This is a genomic window from Pseudomonas sp. P9_35, assembly GCF_034008205.1.
Lineage (GTDB): Bacteria > Pseudomonadota > Gammaproteobacteria > Pseudomonadales > Pseudomonadaceae > Aquipseudomonas > Aquipseudomonas kilonensis.
In genome coordinates, this window is the sequence record NZ_CP125373.1 from 1,532,945 (window position 1) to 1,549,884 (window position 16,940).

The 16,940-nt window shown below is 59.8% G+C and carries 19 protein-coding genes; 15 read left to right on the forward strand and 4 right to left on the reverse strand.

From position 1 onward, the window contains the following. The first annotated feature begins 53 nt into the window (after positions 1 to 53). From QMK47_RS06665 to QMK47_RS06705, 9 genes are all read left to right on the forward strand, one after another. Complete coding sequence (locus QMK47_RS06665) at positions 54 to 1,166, forward strand: S-(hydroxymethyl)glutathione dehydrogenase/class III alcohol dehydrogenase (protein WP_018603686.1); 1,113 nt, start codon at positions 54 to 56, stop codon at positions 1,164 to 1,166. 8 nt (positions 1,167 to 1,174) lie between these two features. After that, entirely contained in the window at positions 1,175 to 2,020 is an 846-nt protein-coding gene (fghA, locus tag QMK47_RS06670) for an S-formylglutathione hydrolase (protein WP_253471891.1), read from the forward strand. Between the two features lie 43 nt (positions 2,021 to 2,063). Continuing rightward, on the forward strand, positions 2,064 to 2,537 hold the full coding sequence (ispF, locus tag QMK47_RS06675; protein WP_320389973.1) for a 2-C-methyl-D-erythritol 2,4-cyclodiphosphate synthase: 474 nt from the start codon (positions 2,064 to 2,066) through the stop codon (positions 2,535 to 2,537). Then, positions 2,534 to 3,592, forward strand: coding sequence for a tRNA pseudouridine(13) synthase TruD (gene truD / locus QMK47_RS06680; protein WP_253471893.1), 1,059 nt, complete (start codon positions 2,534 to 2,536; stop codon positions 3,590 to 3,592). Before ispF ends, truD begins: the two co-directional genes overlap by 4 nt. Further along, positions 3,580 to 4,329: a 5'/3'-nucleotidase SurE gene (gene surE, locus QMK47_RS06685; protein ID WP_038856712.1), complete on the forward strand. Its 750-nt coding sequence runs from the start codon at positions 3,580 to 3,582 to the stop codon at positions 4,327 to 4,329. The genes truD and surE overlap by 13 nt, the downstream gene beginning before the upstream one ends. A 41-nt stretch (positions 4,330 to 4,370) precedes the next feature. Beyond that, positions 4,371 to 5,006: a protein-L-isoaspartate(D-aspartate) O-methyltransferase gene (locus QMK47_RS06690; protein ID WP_170862085.1), complete on the forward strand. Its 636-nt coding sequence runs from the start codon at positions 4,371 to 4,373 to the stop codon at positions 5,004 to 5,006. A gap of 211 nt (positions 5,007 to 5,217) precedes the next feature. Further along, on the forward strand, positions 5,218 to 6,063 hold the full coding sequence (locus QMK47_RS06695; protein WP_320389974.1) for a peptidoglycan DD-metalloendopeptidase family protein: 846 nt from the start codon (positions 5,218 to 5,220) through the stop codon (positions 6,061 to 6,063). A 106-nt stretch (positions 6,064 to 6,169) separates the two neighbouring features. Beyond that, the gene (rpoS, locus tag QMK47_RS06700; protein WP_003198289.1) at positions 6,170 to 7,177 is read left to right on the forward strand and encodes an RNA polymerase sigma factor RpoS; all 1,008 of its coding nucleotides are present in this window, start codon (positions 6,170 to 6,172) and stop codon (positions 7,175 to 7,177) included. 257 nt (positions 7,178 to 7,434) lie between these two features. Then, positions 7,435 to 7,560: a hypothetical protein gene (locus tag QMK47_RS06705; protein ID WP_301301102.1), complete on the forward strand. Its 126-nt coding sequence runs from the start codon at positions 7,435 to 7,437 to the stop codon at positions 7,558 to 7,560. 1,067 nt (positions 7,561 to 8,627) lie between these two features. Here QMK47_RS06705 and fdxA read toward each other — a convergent pair. The 3 genes from fdxA to QMK47_RS06720 form a co-directional block, all read right to left on the reverse strand. Further along, on the reverse strand, positions 8,628 to 8,951 hold the full coding sequence (gene fdxA, locus QMK47_RS06710; RefSeq protein ID WP_014336809.1) for a ferredoxin FdxA: 324 nt from the start codon (positions 8,949 to 8,951) through the stop codon (positions 8,628 to 8,630). A 142-nt stretch (positions 8,952 to 9,093) separates the two neighbouring features. After that, on the reverse strand, positions 9,094 to 11,661 hold the full coding sequence (mutS, locus tag QMK47_RS06715; protein WP_214511554.1) for a DNA mismatch repair protein MutS: 2,568 nt from the start codon (positions 11,659 to 11,661) through the stop codon (positions 9,094 to 9,096). 761 nt (positions 11,662 to 12,422) lie between these two features. After that, positions 12,423 to 12,782, reverse strand: coding sequence for a DUF6124 family protein (locus tag QMK47_RS06720; RefSeq protein WP_320389975.1), 360 nt, complete (start codon positions 12,780 to 12,782; stop codon positions 12,423 to 12,425). Between the two features lie 554 nt (positions 12,783 to 13,336). Here QMK47_RS06720 and QMK47_RS06725 point away from each other — a divergent pair. After that, the gene (locus tag QMK47_RS06725; RefSeq protein ID WP_028237204.1) at positions 13,337 to 14,071 is read left to right on the forward strand and encodes a helix-turn-helix transcriptional regulator; all 735 of its coding nucleotides are present in this window, start codon (positions 13,337 to 13,339) and stop codon (positions 14,069 to 14,071) included. 375 nt (positions 14,072 to 14,446) lie between these two features. On the opposite strand, the gene QMK47_RS06730 is transcribed toward QMK47_RS06725, so the two are convergent. Then, positions 14,447 to 14,635 (reverse strand): hypothetical protein, encoded by a 189-nt coding sequence (locus tag QMK47_RS06730; protein WP_250886266.1) that lies wholly within the window; start codon positions 14,633 to 14,635, stop codon positions 14,447 to 14,449. Between QMK47_RS06730 and QMK47_RS06735 the strand changes: the two genes are divergently transcribed. Genes QMK47_RS06735 through QMK47_RS06755 form a run of 5 tightly spaced genes read left to right on the forward strand, consistent with a single transcriptional unit; the run spans position 14,579 to position 16,940 of the window. After that, on the forward strand, positions 14,579 to 14,713 hold the full coding sequence (locus QMK47_RS06735; protein ID WP_253478418.1) for a Com family DNA-binding transcriptional regulator: 135 nt from the start codon (positions 14,579 to 14,581) through the stop codon (positions 14,711 to 14,713). The two genes, QMK47_RS06730 and QMK47_RS06735, sit on opposite strands and share 57 nt — an antisense overlap. Positions 14,714 to 14,732: 19 nt before the next feature. Continuing rightward, on the forward strand, positions 14,733 to 15,377 hold the full coding sequence (locus QMK47_RS06740; RefSeq protein WP_320389976.1) for a hypothetical protein: 645 nt from the start codon (positions 14,733 to 14,735) through the stop codon (positions 15,375 to 15,377). 48 nt (positions 15,378 to 15,425) lie between these two features. Further along, entirely contained in the window at positions 15,426 to 15,776 is a 351-nt protein-coding gene (locus QMK47_RS06745; RefSeq protein ID WP_003198302.1) for a phage holin family protein, read from the forward strand. 36 nt (positions 15,777 to 15,812) lie between these two features. Further along, a complete protein-coding gene (locus tag QMK47_RS06750; RefSeq protein ID WP_039010711.1) occupies positions 15,813 to 16,325 on the forward strand; it encodes a hypothetical protein in 513 nt (170 codons plus the stop codon). A 3-nt stretch (positions 16,326 to 16,328) separates the two neighbouring features. Next, positions 16,329 to 16,940: a phage baseplate assembly protein V gene (locus QMK47_RS06755; RefSeq protein ID WP_214511559.1), complete on the forward strand. Its 612-nt coding sequence runs from the start codon at positions 16,329 to 16,331 to the stop codon at positions 16,938 to 16,940.

The following is a 16,940-nucleotide window of genomic DNA, read 5'->3' on the forward strand; positions in this document are numbered from 1 at the left end:
GTCAGGCGGAGGATTACACTCCCGGTCTTGTTTTTATTTGCTGGAGAGACCGGATGATCAAGTCGCGCGCTGCCGTTGCCTTCGAGGCCAAGAAACCCCTGGAAATCGTTGAAGTCGACGTCGCCATGCCCAAGGCGGGCGAAGTGCTGTTGCGCGTGGTGGCTTCCGGTGTCTGCCACACCGATGCCTACACCTTGTCGGGCGCCGACCCGGAAGGGATCTTCCCGTCGATCCTCGGTCACGAGGGCGGCGCTATTGTCGAAGCCATTGGCGAAGGCGTGACCTCGGTCGCGGTGGGGGACCATGTGATCCCGCTGTACACACCAGAGTGCGGCCAGTGCAAATTCTGTAAGTCGGGCAAGACCAACCTCTGCCAGGCGATTCGCGCCACCCAGGGCAAAGGCCTGATGCCAGATGGCACTTCGCGCTTTTCCTACAAGGGCGAGACGATTTTCCACTACATGGGCACCTCGACGTTCTCTGAGTACACCGTGCTGCCGGAAATCTCCGTCGCGAAGATCCCCAAAGAAGCCCCGCTGGAAAAAGTCTGCCTGCTGGGTTGCGGCGTCACCACCGGCATCGGCGCGGTCCTCAACACCGCCAAGGTCAAGCCAGGTGACACCGTGGCGATCTTCGGCCTGGGCGGCATCGGCCTGTCGGCGGTGATTGGTGCCGTGAAGGCCAAGGCCGCGCGCATCATTGCCATTGACATCAACCCGGCCAAGTTCGAAATCGCCAAGCAACTGGGTGCCACCGATTGCGTCAACCCGAAAGACTTCGATCGTCCGATCCAGGAAGTCATCGTCGATATGACTGACGGCGGCGTGGACTTTTCCTTCGAGTGCATCGGCAATGTCCAGTTGATGCGTGCCGCGCTGGAGTGCTGCCACAAAGGCTGGGGCGAGTCGGTGATCATCGGCGTGGCCGGTGCCGGCCAGGAAATCGCCACCCGTCCCTTCCAGTTGGTGACCGGGCGCGTCTGGCGCGGTTCGGCCTTTGGTGGCGTGCGCGGTCGCAGCGAGTTGCCAAGCTATGTGGCAATGGCCGAGACGGGCGAGATCCCGCTGGATACTTTCATTACCCACACCATGGGCCTGGAAGATATCAACAAGGCGTTCGACCTGATGCATGAAGGCAAGAGTATCCGCACCGTTATCCATTTCTGAGGTCGGTCATGAGTCTGGAAAACATCTCCTGCCAGAAAAGCTTCGGCGGCTGGCACAAACGTTACCGGCACCGTTCCGACGTGCTCGGTTGTGACATGGTGTTTGCCGTGTACCTGCCGCCGCAAGCGGAGCAGGGCGGCAAGTTGCCTGTGCTGTATTGGTTGTCCGGGCTGACCTGCACCGACGAGAACTTCATGCAAAAGGCTGGTGCCCTGCGTATGGCCGCCGAGTTGGGCCTGATCATCGTTGCGCCGGACACCAGCCCCCGTGGCGCCGACGTGCCGGGCGATCCGGACGGTGCCTGGGACTTCGGCCTGGGGGCGGGTTTTTATCTGAACGCCACGCAGGATCCGTGGGCACGGCACTATCGGATGCATGACTACGTGGTGCAGGAATTGCCGACACTCGTCGAAGCGCATTTCCCTGCCTCGGACAAACGCGGCATCAGTGGTCATTCCATGGGCGGCCATGGCGCGCTGGTCTGCGCCTTGCGCAACCCGGGGCGTTACCGTTCGGTGTCGGCCTTTTCGCCGATCAACAATCCGATGGATTGCCCATGGGGCCAGAAGGCTTTCTCTCGTTACCTGGGGGAAGACCGCTCGAAATGGCGTGAATGGGATGCCTGTGCGTTGATTGCCGAGGCGCAGGAGAAGCTGCCCTTGTTGGTGGACCAGGGCGATCGTGATGATTTCCTGGCCAACCAGCTCAAGCCCGAAGCCCTGCAACAGGCGGCCAAGGCTGCCGACCATCCGTTGGAATTGCGCCTGCAACCGGGCTATGACCACAGCTATTTCTTCATCGCCAGTTTTATTGATGACCACTTGCAGCATCATGCGCGCGCTCTAAACGCCTAATGCAGGTAGAATCACGCCCTGACAAAAATCGGGGCGTTTTTTTATGCGTATTGGCCACGGCTACGATGTTCACCGTTTCGCTGAAGGCGATTTCATTACTCTGGGCGGCGTGCGGATTGCACACGGCTTCGGGCTGCTCGCGCATTCTGACGGTGATGTCCTGCTGCATGCCTTGAGCGATGCATTGCTCGGCGCGGCTGCCCTGGGTGACATCGGCAAGCACTTCCCCGACACCGACCTGCAATTCAAGGGCGCCGACAGCCGCGTGCTGCTGCGCCATGTTGTCTCGCTGATCCATGCCAAGGGCTGGAAGGTCGGCAACGTCGATAACACCATCGTTGCCCAAGCCCCCAAGATGGCGCCCCACATCGAAGCGATGCGCCAATTGATCGCCGAGGATCTTCAAGTTGAGTTGGACCAAGTGAACGTGAAAGCCACCACCACCGAGAAGCTGGGCTTCGTCGGTCGCGAAGAAGGCATTGCCGTCCACTCCGTCGCCTTGTTGCTGCGCCCATGACTGAACTGGAACTGTTAGGGCCACGTGCCTATGGCGAACCGCTGGGCAGTGCGGTACTCAAGGCCACCGCTGAAGATTTCCAGGTCGATGAAGTGCTCGATATCCCGTTGACCGGTGATGGCGAGCACCTGTGGATCTGGGTTGAAAAACGTGGCTTGAACACCGAAGAAGCCGCCCGGCGAATCGCCAAGGCTGCCGGCGTGCCGTTGCGCACGGTCAGCTACGCGGGGCTCAAGGACCGTCAGGCCCTGACCCGTCAGTGGTTCAGCGTCCAGTTGCCGGGCAAGGCCGATCCGGACCTGTCGGCGGCAGAGAACGACACGCTGAAAATCCTCAAGACCGCACGCCACCGGCGCAAGCTGCAACGCGGCGCGCATTCGGCCAATGGCTTCACCCTGCGCCTGACCCAGTTCAAGGGCGACACGGCAGCGATCGATGCGCGTCTGCAACAGATTGTCCGCCAAGGCATCCCCAACTATTTTGGCGCCCAGCGCTTCGGCCATGACGGCGGCAATGTTGTCGATGCCCGGGCCTGGGCGGTGCGCAAGGCGTTGCCGGAACAGCGCAATGTACGCTCGCGGTTGTTGTCCACCGCCCGCAGCTTTCTGTTCAACCGGGTGCTGGCGGCGCGGGTTGCCGACGGTACCTGGCAGCAAGCCCTGGTTGGCGATTTGCTCGCCTTCACCGACAGCCGCAGTTTTTTCCCGGCCGGCGAGGCTGAGTGCAGCGACCCGCGCCTGGCCATTCTTGACTTGCACCCGACCGGGCCGCAGTGGGGCGAGGGACCTTCGCCTGCCGCTGGCGCGACGTTCGAGTTGGAACAAGCCATCGCCGCGGGCGAGGCCGATTTGCGGGACTGGTTGATAAACGCGGGAATGAGTCACGAACGTCGCATCCTGCGACTGCCCATTGGCGGGCTGTCGTGGCATTATCCCGAGTCTGACATTCTGCAACTGGAATTCGTCCTGCCGGCCGGATGTTTCGCCACTGTCTTGGTGCGCGAACTCGTCGATCTGGTGCCGGTGGGGCAGACGGACAGCTCATGCGTATTCTGATTTCTAACGACGACGGGGTGACTGCACCCGGTCTTGCCGCGCTTTATGCTGCGCTGGCGGATTTTGCCGAGTGCGTGGTCATCGCCCCGGACCAGGACAAAAGCGGCGCCAGCAGCTCGCTGACGCTCGACCGTCCGTTGCACCCCTGCTATCTGGATAACGGTTTCATCAGCCTCAACGGCACCCCGACCGATTGCGTGCACTTGGGCCTCAACGGCTTGCTGGAGCGTGAGCCGGACATGGTGGTGTCGGGTATCAACCTGGGCGCCAACCTGGGGGACGACGTGCTTTATTCCGGTACGGTTGCCGCCGCCCTGGAAGGTCGTTTCCTGGACAAGCCATCGTTTGCCTTTTCGTTTGTTTCGCGCCAGGTCGATAACTTGCCGACCGCCGCCTACTTCGCCCGTAAACTGGTCGAAGCCCACGGCGAACTGGAGCTGCCGCCACGCACGGTGCTGAACGTGAATATCCCCAACCTGCCGCTCGATCACATCCGTGGCATCCAGCTCACTCGCCTGGGCCACCGTGCCCGCGCCGCCAAACCGATGCATGTCGTCGACCCGCGCGGCAAGGCCGGTTACTGGATCGCCGCCGCCGGTGATGCCGAAGACGGCGGGCCGGGCACTGATTTCCATGCGGTGATGCAAGGTTATGTCTCGATCACGCCGTTGCAGTTGGACCGTACCTTCAACGACGCCTTTCGAAATCTCGATGGCTGGCTGGAGGGGCTGCGCTGATGGCTCGTGAGCAAGACGATATGCTGCGCCGCGGAATCGGCATGACCTCCCAGCGCACCCGTGAACGACTGATCCAGCGTCTCTACGAAGAAGGCCTCTCCAACGCCCAGGTGTTGGAAGTCATTCGCCGCACGCCGCGCCATCTGTTCGTCGATGAAGCCCTGGCCCATCGCGCCTATGAAGACACGGCGTTGCCGATCGGCCACAACCAGACCATTTCCCAGCCATACATGGTGGCCCGCATGAGCGAGCTGCTGCTGGAGGCGGGGCCCCTGGACAAGGTGATGGAGATCGGTACCGGCTCGGGTTACCAGACGGCGGTGTTGTCGCAACTGGTCGAGCGGGTGTTTTCCGTAGAGCGGATCAAGGTACTGCAGGATCGCGCCAAGGAACGCCTGGTTGAGTTGAACCTGCGCAACGTGGTGTTTCGCTGGGGAGATGGCTGGGAGGGGTGGCCGGCCCTGGCGCCGTACAACGGCATCATCGTGACCGCGGTGGCCACCGATGTACCCCAGGCCCTGCTGGATCAGCTTGCTCCCGGCGGGCGACTGGTCATTCCGGTGGGCGCCGGTGAAGTCCAGCAACTGATGCTGATCGTGCGTGAAGAACATGGTTTTTCGCGACACGTCCTGGGGGCGGTGCGGTTCGTGCCGTTACTCAATGGGCCGTTGGCCTGAGCATTTATATACAGACGCTGAATTCCGTGGCCGGGCCTGTGTCTTACAGCGGCACCGATTTGCTGAACAGAGTCCAACGGCGTCGAGCAAACGTGTGCGACGACACATTGCGCTTCATTAATAGAGGCGCAGTCGTTGCCAGCTATATTTATATGAGTTCTGCCTGGACAGGCAGTTTCCAATTTTTCTGCCACCACAAAGGGAGCGGCGGGTGAGTCTCACAGTCATTGCGCAGCGTATGGGTATCACGAGCTTTCAGCGCCTGGTGACTGGCCTTGTCTTGAGCACTTTGCTGGTCGGATGTTCCAGTACGCCGTCGAGTAATGTCCGGGTTGTCGATCGCAACAGTGCAACACCTCAACGTCCTACAGTAACGACCGGCCAATATGTAGTCCGTCGCGGCGACACGCTGTTTTCCATCGCTTTCCGCTACGGCTGGGACTACAAAGCCCTCGCGGCGCGCAACAACATTCCTGCGCCTTATACGATTCACCCCGGTCAGACGATTCGCTTCGATGGCCGTAACGGTTCAACGCCTACCGCGGTGGTTACGCAGTCGGATTCGACGACTTCTTCGTCGAGTAAAACCACGGTCATTCGCCGGCCGACGGGGGCTGAAACGGCGACAGTACCGTCCGTCGCGAGCAAATCGCCCCCCGCTCCGATGCCTCCGGCAGGCCCCGCCCCGACAGGCTGGGGATGGCCTTCTAATGGCGTTCTCATTGGAAAATTCTCTTCAAACGGTAGTTTGAATAAAGGAATTGATATCGCCGGGGATTTGGGACAGCCTGTTTTAGCCGCGTCTGATGGCACGGTTGTGTACGCCGGGAGTGGTTTAAGGGGCTACGGCGAACTCGTGATCATCAAACACAGCGATACCTACGTCAGTGCCTACGGTCACAACCGCAGGCTGTTGGTTCGGGAGGGGCAGCAGGTCAAAGTCGGACAGACAATTGCCGAAATGGGATCAACGGGAACAGACCGGGTGAAACTGCATTTTGAGATTCGCCGACAAGGTAAACCAGTCGATCCGCTGCAATTCCTGCCACGGCGTTGATTTGATTGTCAGCCTGTTCCGTCACGTAGAGGGAACAGGCTCCAGCGTTGCCAAGGATAAAGGCGTCGCTTGAGCTTGAGGTCGAACTCACCAAAGGACTATAACAATGGCTCTCAGTAAAGAAGTGCCGGAGTTTGACATCGACGATGAGGTTCTCCTTATGGAGACCGGCATCGCTATGGATTCGATGTCGAATGATGAAGGGGCGACTCCACCTTCCGTTCGTGCCAAATCCAAACACTCCGCTTCACTTAAACAACATAAGTACATCGATTACACCCGGGCGCTGGACGCCACTCAGCTGTACCTCAACGAAATCGGTTTTTCGCCACTGCTCTCCCCCGAGGAAGAAGTTCATTTTGCGCGGCTGTCGCAAAGTGGCGACCCGGCCGGCCGAAAACGCATGATTGAAAGCAACCTGCGCCTGGTGGTGAAAATCGCCCGACGCTATGTCAATCGCGGGCTTTCGCTGCTGGATTTGATCGAAGAGGGCAACCTGGGGTTGATTCGCGCCGTCGAGAAATTCGATCCCGAGCGCGGCTTCCGTTTCTCGACCTACGCGACCTGGTGGATCCGCCAGACCATCGAACGGGCGATCATGAACCAGACCCGGACTATCCGGTTACCGATTCATGTGGTCAAGGAACTGAACGTCTACCTGCGGGCCGCCCGCGAGTTGACCCAGAAACTCGACCATGAACCTTCACCCGAAGAAATCGCCAACCTGCTGGAAAAACCGGTAGGAGAGGTCAAGCGCATGCTTGGGCTCAACGAGCGTGTCTCTTCGGTAGACGTCTCGCTGGGGCCGGACTCGGATAAGACCCTGCTGGATACCCTGACTGACGATCGTCCGACCGATCCGTGCGAGTTGCTCCAGGACGATGACTTGTCCCAGAGCATTGACCAGTGGCTTTCGGAACTTACGGACAAGCAACGGGAAGTGGTGATTCGCCGCTTCGGCTTGCGCGGTCATGAAAGCAGCACGCTTGAAGATGTGGGCCTGGAGATTGGTTTGACCCGTGAGCGGGTGAGGCAGATCCAGGTTGAAGGTCTCAAGCGTCTGCGAGAGATCCTGGAGAAGAACGGCTTGTCGAGCGAGTCGTTGTTTCAATAATACCAAGGCAAGTGCAGCAGAAACGCCCTGACTGGTTGTGATGCTGTTTACTTGGAAAAAACGGTGCTTCTTTCAGGAATGGGAAGTGCCGTTTTTTTTGGCTTGGGCTTGGGTTTGGGTTCGGGTTTGGGTGTATATCCGTTGCTGCGGTTACGGCCACTAATGGTTCCGCTCTTACAGCGGGTCACTTTTGGAAGAGCGCCAAAAGTAACCAAAAGCGCTTTGCCCCACCACTCGGTGCCTCGCTCAGGCTCGGCATGCCCTCACTCCGGCATTGCTCCGTGGGCCGCCGCGAAGGGCCATCCATGGCCCAGCGCGGCTATCCCGGCATCCATGCCGGGATGCCCACTCCACAATGCCTGCGTTCGGCCAGCGTGGTTTAACGGGGCGCCCGAGATCAAAGGCCAGGGCGAGGCGGCCTGATAGCCGACCTGGTTCTGGGTGGGACCGCGTTTCCCCTGTGGGAGCGAGCTTGCTCGCGATGAGGCGACCCAGCCAACATCCATGTTGACTGAACCACCGTCATCGCGAGCAAGCTCGCTCCCACAATCAATCTTCAGCGGACACACAAAACTCATATCCCCAACACAGACCTCCTGTGGGAGCGCGGGTGCCGCGATAGCGGAGGTCGGCGAGATAGGTGCTGGCAGTAGCCCGCCTCGCTCCTCGCCGGCTTCTTGATCTGGGCGCCCCGTTAAACCACGCTGGCCGAACGCAGGTATTGCGCAGTGGGCACCTCGGCATGGATGCCGAGGTAGCCGCGCTGGGCCATGGATGGCCCTTCGCGGCGGCCCACGGAGCAATGCCGGAGTGAGGGCACACCGAGCCTAGGCGAGGTGCCGAGTGGTGGGGCAAAGCGTTTTTGGTTACTTTTGGCGCTCTTCCAAAAGTGACCCGCTGTAAGAGCGGAACCATTAGTGGCCGCTACCGCAGAAACGGATATACACACCACCCCTGTAATCCCCGCTCGTAAAACTATAGAGCATCACGACTGGTTCGAATCTTCTGCGTATCTGAAGAATCGCTTTTCCAGCCGAGATCCATTTGTAGGTTCAGCTTGTAAGCCTTTGCCTAGTATTACGTAAGCGATCAGTTCCTCATCGGCGCGACAGACCGCTATAAACACCGTGATCTTTTTGTATTCATCTGATTTATAACGAAAATTTATTGATTAACGTAGCGTTACAGAGCAAGCCGCCTGTATCAGCCGCGTTGCACTCGCCTGGGAAAATACTAATATCAGTCCTGTGTCGACGGACAGACACACCCGTCAAGGATGATGGGAAGGAAGGACATCGCAGGACGCGATTCATCAGGATGATGAAAAGGATTAAAGGGATTAGGGAAAAAATGTGGGCGGGTCAAACCGCCCCTTTTTTTTGCCTGCGATTTCTTGATCCGAAAAAGCAAAAAGGCCCGCAAGGGGCCTTTTCGACGAACACAGGGATGATCAGCGTTCGAGGTCTGCGATCTTGCCTTCCTTGCCATCCCACTCTTCGGCGTCCGGCAGCGCATCTTTCTTCTCGGTAATGTTCGGCCAGATGTCCGCCAGTTCAGCGTTCAGCTCGATGAAATTCTCCATGCCAGCCGGCACTTCGTCTTCCGAGAAAATGGCATTCGCCGGGCATTCCGGCTCACACAGGGCGCAGTCGATGCACTCATCCGGGTGAATGACCAGGAAGTTCGGGCCTTCGTAGAAGCAGTCCACCGGACAGACTTCTACGCAATCGGTGTACTTGCACTTGATGCAGTTGTCGGTGACGACGAAGGTCATTTCTAATTCTCTCCTCAGGCGGCGGCAGCGAAGCCCCTTCACGGTAGGGTCGCCAGGTTTGGGAGCGATAGTCTGCGAACCAGGCTAATAGTCCGCAGCATCCCAAACCGCGCGCGATTCTAACAGCTTGAAAGCCTGTGTGTTAGATCCGTGTCTTCAATGTATAGAGTAAATCCAGTGCCCGACGAGGTGTCAGGTCGTCCAGATCGAGCTTGGCCAGTTCATCGAGTACCGGATGCGGCAGGCTGGCGAACAGATCGCTTTGCTGCGGTGCGGCCGGTTTGCCTTTGGTTGGGCGCGGCGCTTCGTGGGGCAGGCTGGTGGTTTCCAGGCGGCTCAGGTGCTCGCGGGCACGGGTAATGACTTCACTTGGCACGCCAGCCAGTTGCGCCACCGCCAAGCCGTAGCTCTGGCTGGCCGGGCCGGGCAGCACGTGGTGCAGGAAGACGATGCGCTCGTTGTGCTCGGTGGCATTGAGGTGAACGTTGGCCACCAAAGGCTGGCTTTCCGGCAACACGGTGAGTTCGAAATAATGGGTGGCAAACAGCGTGTAGGCCCGCAGGTGCGCCAGGCGCTCGGCCGCTGCCCAGGCCAGGGACAAGCCGTCGAAGGTGCTGGTGCCGCGTCCGACTTCGTCCATCAGCACCAGGCTGCGCTCGGTGGCGTTGTGCAGGATGTTCGCGGTTTCGCTCATTTCCACCATGAACGTCGAACGTCCACCGGCCAGGTCGTCGCTGGAACCGATGCGGGTGAAGATCCGGTCCACCAGGGACAATTCGCAACTGGCCGCCGGGACGAAACTACCGATGTGGGCCAGCAGCACGATCAACGCGGTTTGGCGCATGTAGGTGGATTTACCGCCCATGTTCGGGCCGGTGATCACCAGCATGCGGGTGTTGTCGTCCAGGCTCAGGTCGTTGGCCACGAACGGCGTGGTCAGCACTTGCTCGACCACCGGGTGACGACCCTGGCTGATGCGCATGCACGGCTCGCTGACGAAACGTGGGCAGTTGAGGTCCAGGTTCAGCGCGCGTTCGGCCAAGTTGCTCAGCACGTCCAGTTCCGCCAGGGCACCGGCGGTGTCCTGCAACGGCGGCAGTTGACTGATCAGGTCTTCGAGCAACGCTTCATAGAGCATCTTTTCCCGGGCCAGGGCGCGGCTCTTGGCCGACAGCGCCTTGTCTTCGAACGCCTTGAGTTCCGGGGTGATGAAGCGCTCGGCGCCCTTGAGGGTCTGGCGGCGAACATAATCGGCTGGGGCCTGTTCGGCCTGCTTGCTTGGCAATTCGATGAAATAACCGTGGATGCGGTTGTAGCCGACCTTGAGGTTGGCCAGGCCCGTACGGGCTTTTTCCCGGGCTTCGAGGTCGATCAGGAACTGGCCGGCGTTCTCGCTCAGCGCTTGCAGCTCGTCGAGTTCGGCGTCGTAGCCGGTTTTCAGCACGCCACCGTCACGGATCACCGCCGGTGGGTTGTCGATAATGGCTTTTTCCAGCAGCGCGGCCAGCTCCGGGTAGGTGCTGGTGGTGCGCGCCAGTTGCTGCAGGTGCGGCGCTTCGAGGTCGGTCATCGCCACTTGCAGTTGGGGCAATGCGCCAAGGGCATCGCGCAGGCGCGCCAGGTCGCGGGGACGGGCGTTGCGCAAACCGATGCGGGCGAGGATCCGCTCGATGTCACCGATTTCCTTGAGCTGCGGTTGCAATTGTTCGAAGCGATAACGATCGAGCAGGCAGGTAATGGAGGATTGACGCGCCAGCAGCACGGTCAGGTCCCGCAGCGGACGATTCAGCCAGCGGGTCAGCAATCGGCTGCCCATGGCGGTCTGGCAGCGATCGACTACCGATTGCAGGGTATTGTCGCGCCCGCCGGCCAGGTTGGTGTCCAGCTCCAGGTTGCGGCGGCTCGCGCCGTCCAGCACCACGGTGTCATCCAGGCGTTCGTGCCGCAGGCTGCGCAAGTGGGGCAGGGCGGTGCGCTGGGTTTCCTTGGCGTAGGCCAGCAGGCAACCGGCAGCGCCGATGGCCAGGGTCAGGTTCTCGCAACCGAAGCCCTTGAGGTCCTGGGTGGAAAACTGCTGGCAGAGACTTTTCAGCGCCGAATCACGCTCAAAATCCCACGGCGCCCGACGACGCACGCCACGGCGTTTTTCTGCCGGCAGGTCTTTGGGCCAGTCATCTGGGATCAACAGTTCCACCGGGTTGACCCGCTCCAACTCCGCCAGCAGGTTTTCCCAGCCCTTGATTTCCAGCACCGAGAAGTTACCGCTGGTGATATCCAGCACCGCCAGGCCGAACAGGCGTTCATCGCCCAGTACTGCGGCGATCAGGTTGTCCCGGCGTTCATCCAGCAAGGCTTCGTCACTGACCGTACCCGGGGTGATGATCCGCACGACTTGGCGTTCCACCGGGCCCTTGCTGGTGGCCGGGTCGCCGACTTGCTCGCAGATCACCACGGATTCGCCGAGCTTGACCAGCTTCGCCAGGTAACCTTCTGCTGCGTGGTAAGGAATCCCACACATCGGAATGGCCATGCCCGCCGATTGCCCACGCGCGGTCAGGGTGATGTCCAATAGCTTGGCGGCCTTCTTTGCGTCCTCGTAGAAGATTTCGTAGAAGTCGCCCATGCGGTAGAACATCAGCTGGTCGGGATGCTGGTTCTTCAGGCGCCAGTATTGCTGCATCATCGGCGTGTGGCTGGAGAGGTCGTTCACGGCTGTATTCATGGGTGTCAGGCAAGCTCGTTGAAAGGTGTGGGGCAAAAGGAGGGGCATTGGCCCGGCTTTTCCGCGATGGGCGCAAGGTTAACATGGGTGGTCGGGGGGGACCCAGGCGTGAGTGGTTTTTGGGGTGGGGGGTGTATCCGTTATTTAGGTAATGGCTGCTGACGGTTCCGCTCTTACAGCGGCTCACTTTTGAGAAGCCCGGGAGCCGGCCCAGTCAAAAGTAAGCAAAACGCTCATGCCCCACCACTCGGTGCCTCGCCTGGGCTCGGCATGCCTGAACGAAGGCATTGCTCCGTGGGCCGCCGCGAAGGGCCATCCATGGCCCAGCGCGGCTAACCCGGCATCCATGCCGGGTTGCCCACTGCGCAATACCTTCGTTCAGCCAGCGTGGTTAACGGGGCGCCGAGATCAACGTCCACGCCGAGGCGGCCTGGTAGCCGACCTGGTTCTTGATGGGACCGCGTTTCCCCTGTGGGAGCGGGCTTGTTCGCGAAGGCGGCCTGACAGCCGACCTGGCTCTCCCGGTCGTACACCCATCATATCTGTGGGAGCAAAGCTTGCTCGCGAGGCGGCCTTACAGCCGGCCTGTCTCTCCGGCTGTACCCGATCAAATTGTGGGAGCGAGCTTGCTCGCGATGACGGCAGCCAATACAACTTAGTTGTAACTGAACTACCGCTATCGCGAGCAAGCTCGCTCCCACAGTGATTGCTTGGGCTTCTCTTAGGTCTCGGCTTGCATCTATGGATGCCTACCTCGGTTCAACCACATCCAACGCCCGATTCGCCAGCAACTGGCTCAGCTCGATCATCTGTTGAACCCCCAGCAAGATATTCCGCCGCGAGCCCTTCAGGTCGAATGCCAGGTCGCTGACCATGGCGTTGGCCGAGGCCAGGGTTTCGCTGAGGTTGGCGAGCAGGCATTCGGCGTCGATGTTAGGGGCGATGATGAAAAGGGTGTCGGGTGTGTCAGGGGCTTCCTTGTCGGTTTTCGGCTTGAGGTAATAGTCCAGGGCGCGGGTGGCCGCGTCGTCGAGTTTCTTGGCGTTGGCCGATTGGCTGCGGGAGACGTGATCGTCTGGGGTTGGGGGATTTGGAGTGTGCTTGCTCATGATTCTTGGATCCTCGAAGTGGGAGCCATCACCGATTCGCTACTAAACGAAATGGGTGGCAGCTGTACGCAGGTTAGTAGACCGGGGATCCAAGAAACCGGCGCACCCGAAGGCGCCCTGCGCACAGCTACCATCGAATGCAGGAGCAGGAACACCTGACTGGATGGAGCGATGTACATCTTGGAGATACCGAGCTACTAAACCCGATCACTGATGGGCAGTGACAGGATCAAAAGTACCGATGGGCCCCAAGGCGCACAAGCCGGCGGATTCTGGCGTAGTTGTAGGCAGAGGCGCAAGAAAACGTAGCCTTGCGTCACACATTTGAAGGACGCGATTGGAGTCTTTTCTTATGGACCTGTAGGGCAAATTCCGGGTGGGGGAGTTTGGCTTTTGTAGGAGCTGGCGAAGCCTGCGATCTTTTGATCTTTCGCTTGAGATTCAAGTGTCTGGGGAAAGATCGCAGCCTCGTTGCACTCGACAGCTCCTACACATTGCATATTTATGCAAAACAGCATTTGTCTTCTGCGAAAAGAACAAGCACTATGCGCGTTATGCAAAAACGCAACGTTTCTACCGTATTAAGAGCATTGCTCGATCAGCACGGGATCTCCCCCACGGAGCTTCACCGGCGTACCGGCGTGCCTCAGTCCACCCTCTCGAGGATCCTCAGCGGCAAGATCGTCGATCCTTCGGATAAACACATCTCGAAGATCGCCGAATACTTCGCCGTGAGCACCGACCAGTTGCGCGGGCGCGCGGACGTTGTGCCCGTCGGCAATGCCCGCCGCGATGAGCCGCATTCCGAACTCAAGGACATAAGCCTGTGGGACGACGAAACACCCGTCGAAGAAGACGAAGTGTCGGTCCCTTTTCTGCGCGAGGTTGAATTGGCTGCTGGATCAGGAAGATTCGTCATCGAGGAAAGCGAGCGCTCCAGTTTGCGCTTCGGCAAGCGCAGCCTGCGTCACAACGGTGTGCAGTTCGACCAGGCCAAGTGCGTGACGGTGCGCGGCAACAGTATGTTGCCGGTGCTGCGCGACGGCGCCACGGTTGGGGTGAATGCGGGCAAGTGTGGGATCGGCGACATCGTCGACGGTGACCTCTACGCCATCAATCACAACGGCCAATTGCGGGTGAAGCAGCTTTATCGGCTGCCCACCGGCATCCGCCTGCGCAGCTTCAACCGTGATGAGCATCCGGACGAGGACTACACCTTCCAGGAAATGCAGGACGAGCAAATCGTCATCCTCGGCCACGTCTTCTGGTGGGGCATGTACGCCCGTTAACCCCTCCGCTGTCAGATAAAACCCGCCGCCATGCGGGTTTTTTTTCGCCTCCTGAAAACCCGCTAACCCCGTATTTACGAGGCTCCATGCATTTTCGCATTCCGCATGCATAAATAAATGCATTTACGCATTGACTGTATATGCATCCATGCATATTCTGTGTCCAAGCCGCTCGACAAAGCAGCTGGCAACGAAGCTCTTTAGTTCCACCAACAGGCAGCGATGAACCGGCCTTAACGGTTCAGAGGGTTGGCAACTGACCCGGGTGTGCAGCGTAAAGCACCAGAAGCAGTTATCCGGCGGGCAGGGACCGCGGTCGGAAGAACAATTTGAATGGATCCGTACCGCGCCAGTCGCGCCGAAAGATCAAGCGCATTACTGAAAAGCCTGGGCGACCGGGCTTTTTGGAATGCCTCTGCCGCAAGACACTTCAAACCGCCGCCAATGGGAGGGCTTTCGATGCTGAAGGATTTCAGATGCGGTCACTGCCAAAGACTTCTGGCCCGCATAGGCGAGAACACCGAACTCCAGATCAAATGTGTCCGATGCGGGACGTTGAATCATGTGAAGGCCCTTGAGCCTCGAGTGAACGCCGGCGAGCGAACAGCGTGCGCAATAGACCCTGCACTTCGTACTCAATGACATCCATCGAGGTAAGAAAATGAAATTGCTCAAAACAATCCTACTGGCGACTGCGTTTCTGTCGTCCTTCGTATCCCTGAACGGTTGGGCTGATACGGCGATGTCGTGGAACCTGGCCCGGGACATGTACCTGATGACCGAAGCCGCACCGGCGGGTTCGCCCTGGTCCTTCATGCAAAACAAATCGGGGGTGAACGCCTCGGTCAACTACACGCTCTTTCCGTCGTTCCAGGCCGGGGTCTGTAATGGCAAGCCAACCACCTGCTGGCGCGACGATGCGACGGGCGCTTGGATCTCCATTCCAAATGAAAGCTTCACCTTCACCGGCTCGGGCACCAGTTTCGTGTTCAAGCAGGGCGATGTAGCCACGCATCCCGGCACCAACAGCCAGAGCATCTTCCGCTGGGCCAGTCCTGTCACCGGCAATATCAACGTGCTGGGCCGGGTCAATGACCTGCATAACGCTTGCGGGGATGGTGTTGGCTGGTCGCTCAACCTGGGTGACACGGTGCTCCAGTCCGGGAGCCTGGCAAACGGTGGTAGCGCCACGTTCATGCTGAACAGCGTCGCAGTCACGCCGACGTCTTCGCTTTATCTGGTCATCGACAGGAAAGCCAACAATTCCTGCGACGCGACCAGTCTCGACATGCTCATCACTCGATAGCGTGATCGATTCTCTCGTTCTTAACCCTCACCCCCCAGGAAGCCTGACATGACAAACGAGCAACAAGCGTTGCTGGACATGCCGATCTGGCTGGTCATCGTGCTCGCCCTGGTGGGCGGGGTGTCCGGCGAGATGTGGCGTGCAGACAAGGAGGGCGCCCGTGGCTGGTCGTTATTGCGGCGCCTGGCCTTGCGCTCCGGTGCCTGCGTGGTCTGCGGTGTATCGGCAACCATGCTTTTGTACGCCCTCGGCATGTCGATCTGGAGCGCCTGCGCCTTGGGTTGCCTGACCGCCATGGCCGGTGCCGATGTGGCGATCGGTCTTTACGAGCGCTGGGTCGCCAAGCGGCTCGGCGTCTGCGAAGTCCCTCCGCGGGACGTTCCTCCCGACCAGCAGTGAGTCGACAGCGCTGATCCATACAAAAGGAGGCGATCAATGCCTGCCCTTATCGAAAAACCGTCGCAGTTGTGCTCGGCCATTGCCCAGACGCTGCGCGCCATTTATCCGGCCTTGAAAGTCGGCAGCCCCCAGGATTTCGATGGCACCGACGACCAACCTTGGGTGCTGATTGCTCTTGAGCGTGATGCGCCCGGTAACCGCGCCAATGACGGGCGTATCGCCCATGTCCTGACGGTGTCCTTGCAAGTGGTCATGGCCGTTCCAGGATGGGATGCCTGCGATCTGGCCGGGGAGCTGAAACACCTGGTCATGGATAACCGCTGGGGTCTGTCGGGTGATCAATGCGACCTGCCCACGGAGCTCGATGGCCTGCCGTCCACGTTCATTAACCCGGCACGGGCGTACACCGCCTGGACCCTTTCCTTCAACCAAACCCTGTACCTCGGCCCTACGCTGTTGGAGGACCCGCTGGGCATCCCGAAGTTTGCCCGTACCTGGGAAGTGTCGAACATCGACGACCCGGACCAATACACCGCACTCGAGGGCTGAGCCATGTTTGATGCGCTGTTACGGATGCATCTGGGGCCGATCATCGAGCGTCTGGCGCAGATGGAAACCGAGCTGGAAGACATGCATCGGCGGGCGGAGAGTTTCTGCCGCATCGGCGTCTGCCAGGAAGTCGACGCGGCCAGCAACACCTGCAAAGTCAGCCATGGCGGACTGCTGACCCCGGCGATCCGCTTTTTCAACCCGAGTGCCGGGGCCCAGAGCGAGTCGCGGATTCCGTCCGTAGGTGAGCAATGCCTGTTGCTCAACCATGGCGGCGGCGAGAGCGGCGGGCAGGCGGTGGCGTTGTTCGGTCTCAACGGTGGTCAGTTCCCGCCCGTCTCGACCCAGGCCTCGCTGACGCGGCGCCTCTATCAGGACGGTACGGAAAACGGCTACGACCATGCCAGTCATGTCCTGCACTGGCAAAACGGCCCGGCGGCGTTCAGCGGTTCTCGCGAATCGCTGCAGTTGAACATTGGCCCGTCGCGGCTGGCGATGACGCCCCAGGCCATCGAATTGCAAGTCGGCGCCGTCGGCATTCGGCTCGACGCTTCCGGCGTGCACCTGAGCGGCCCGGTGGTGGATCACCAGGGGCGCGTCATCAGTACCGCATAA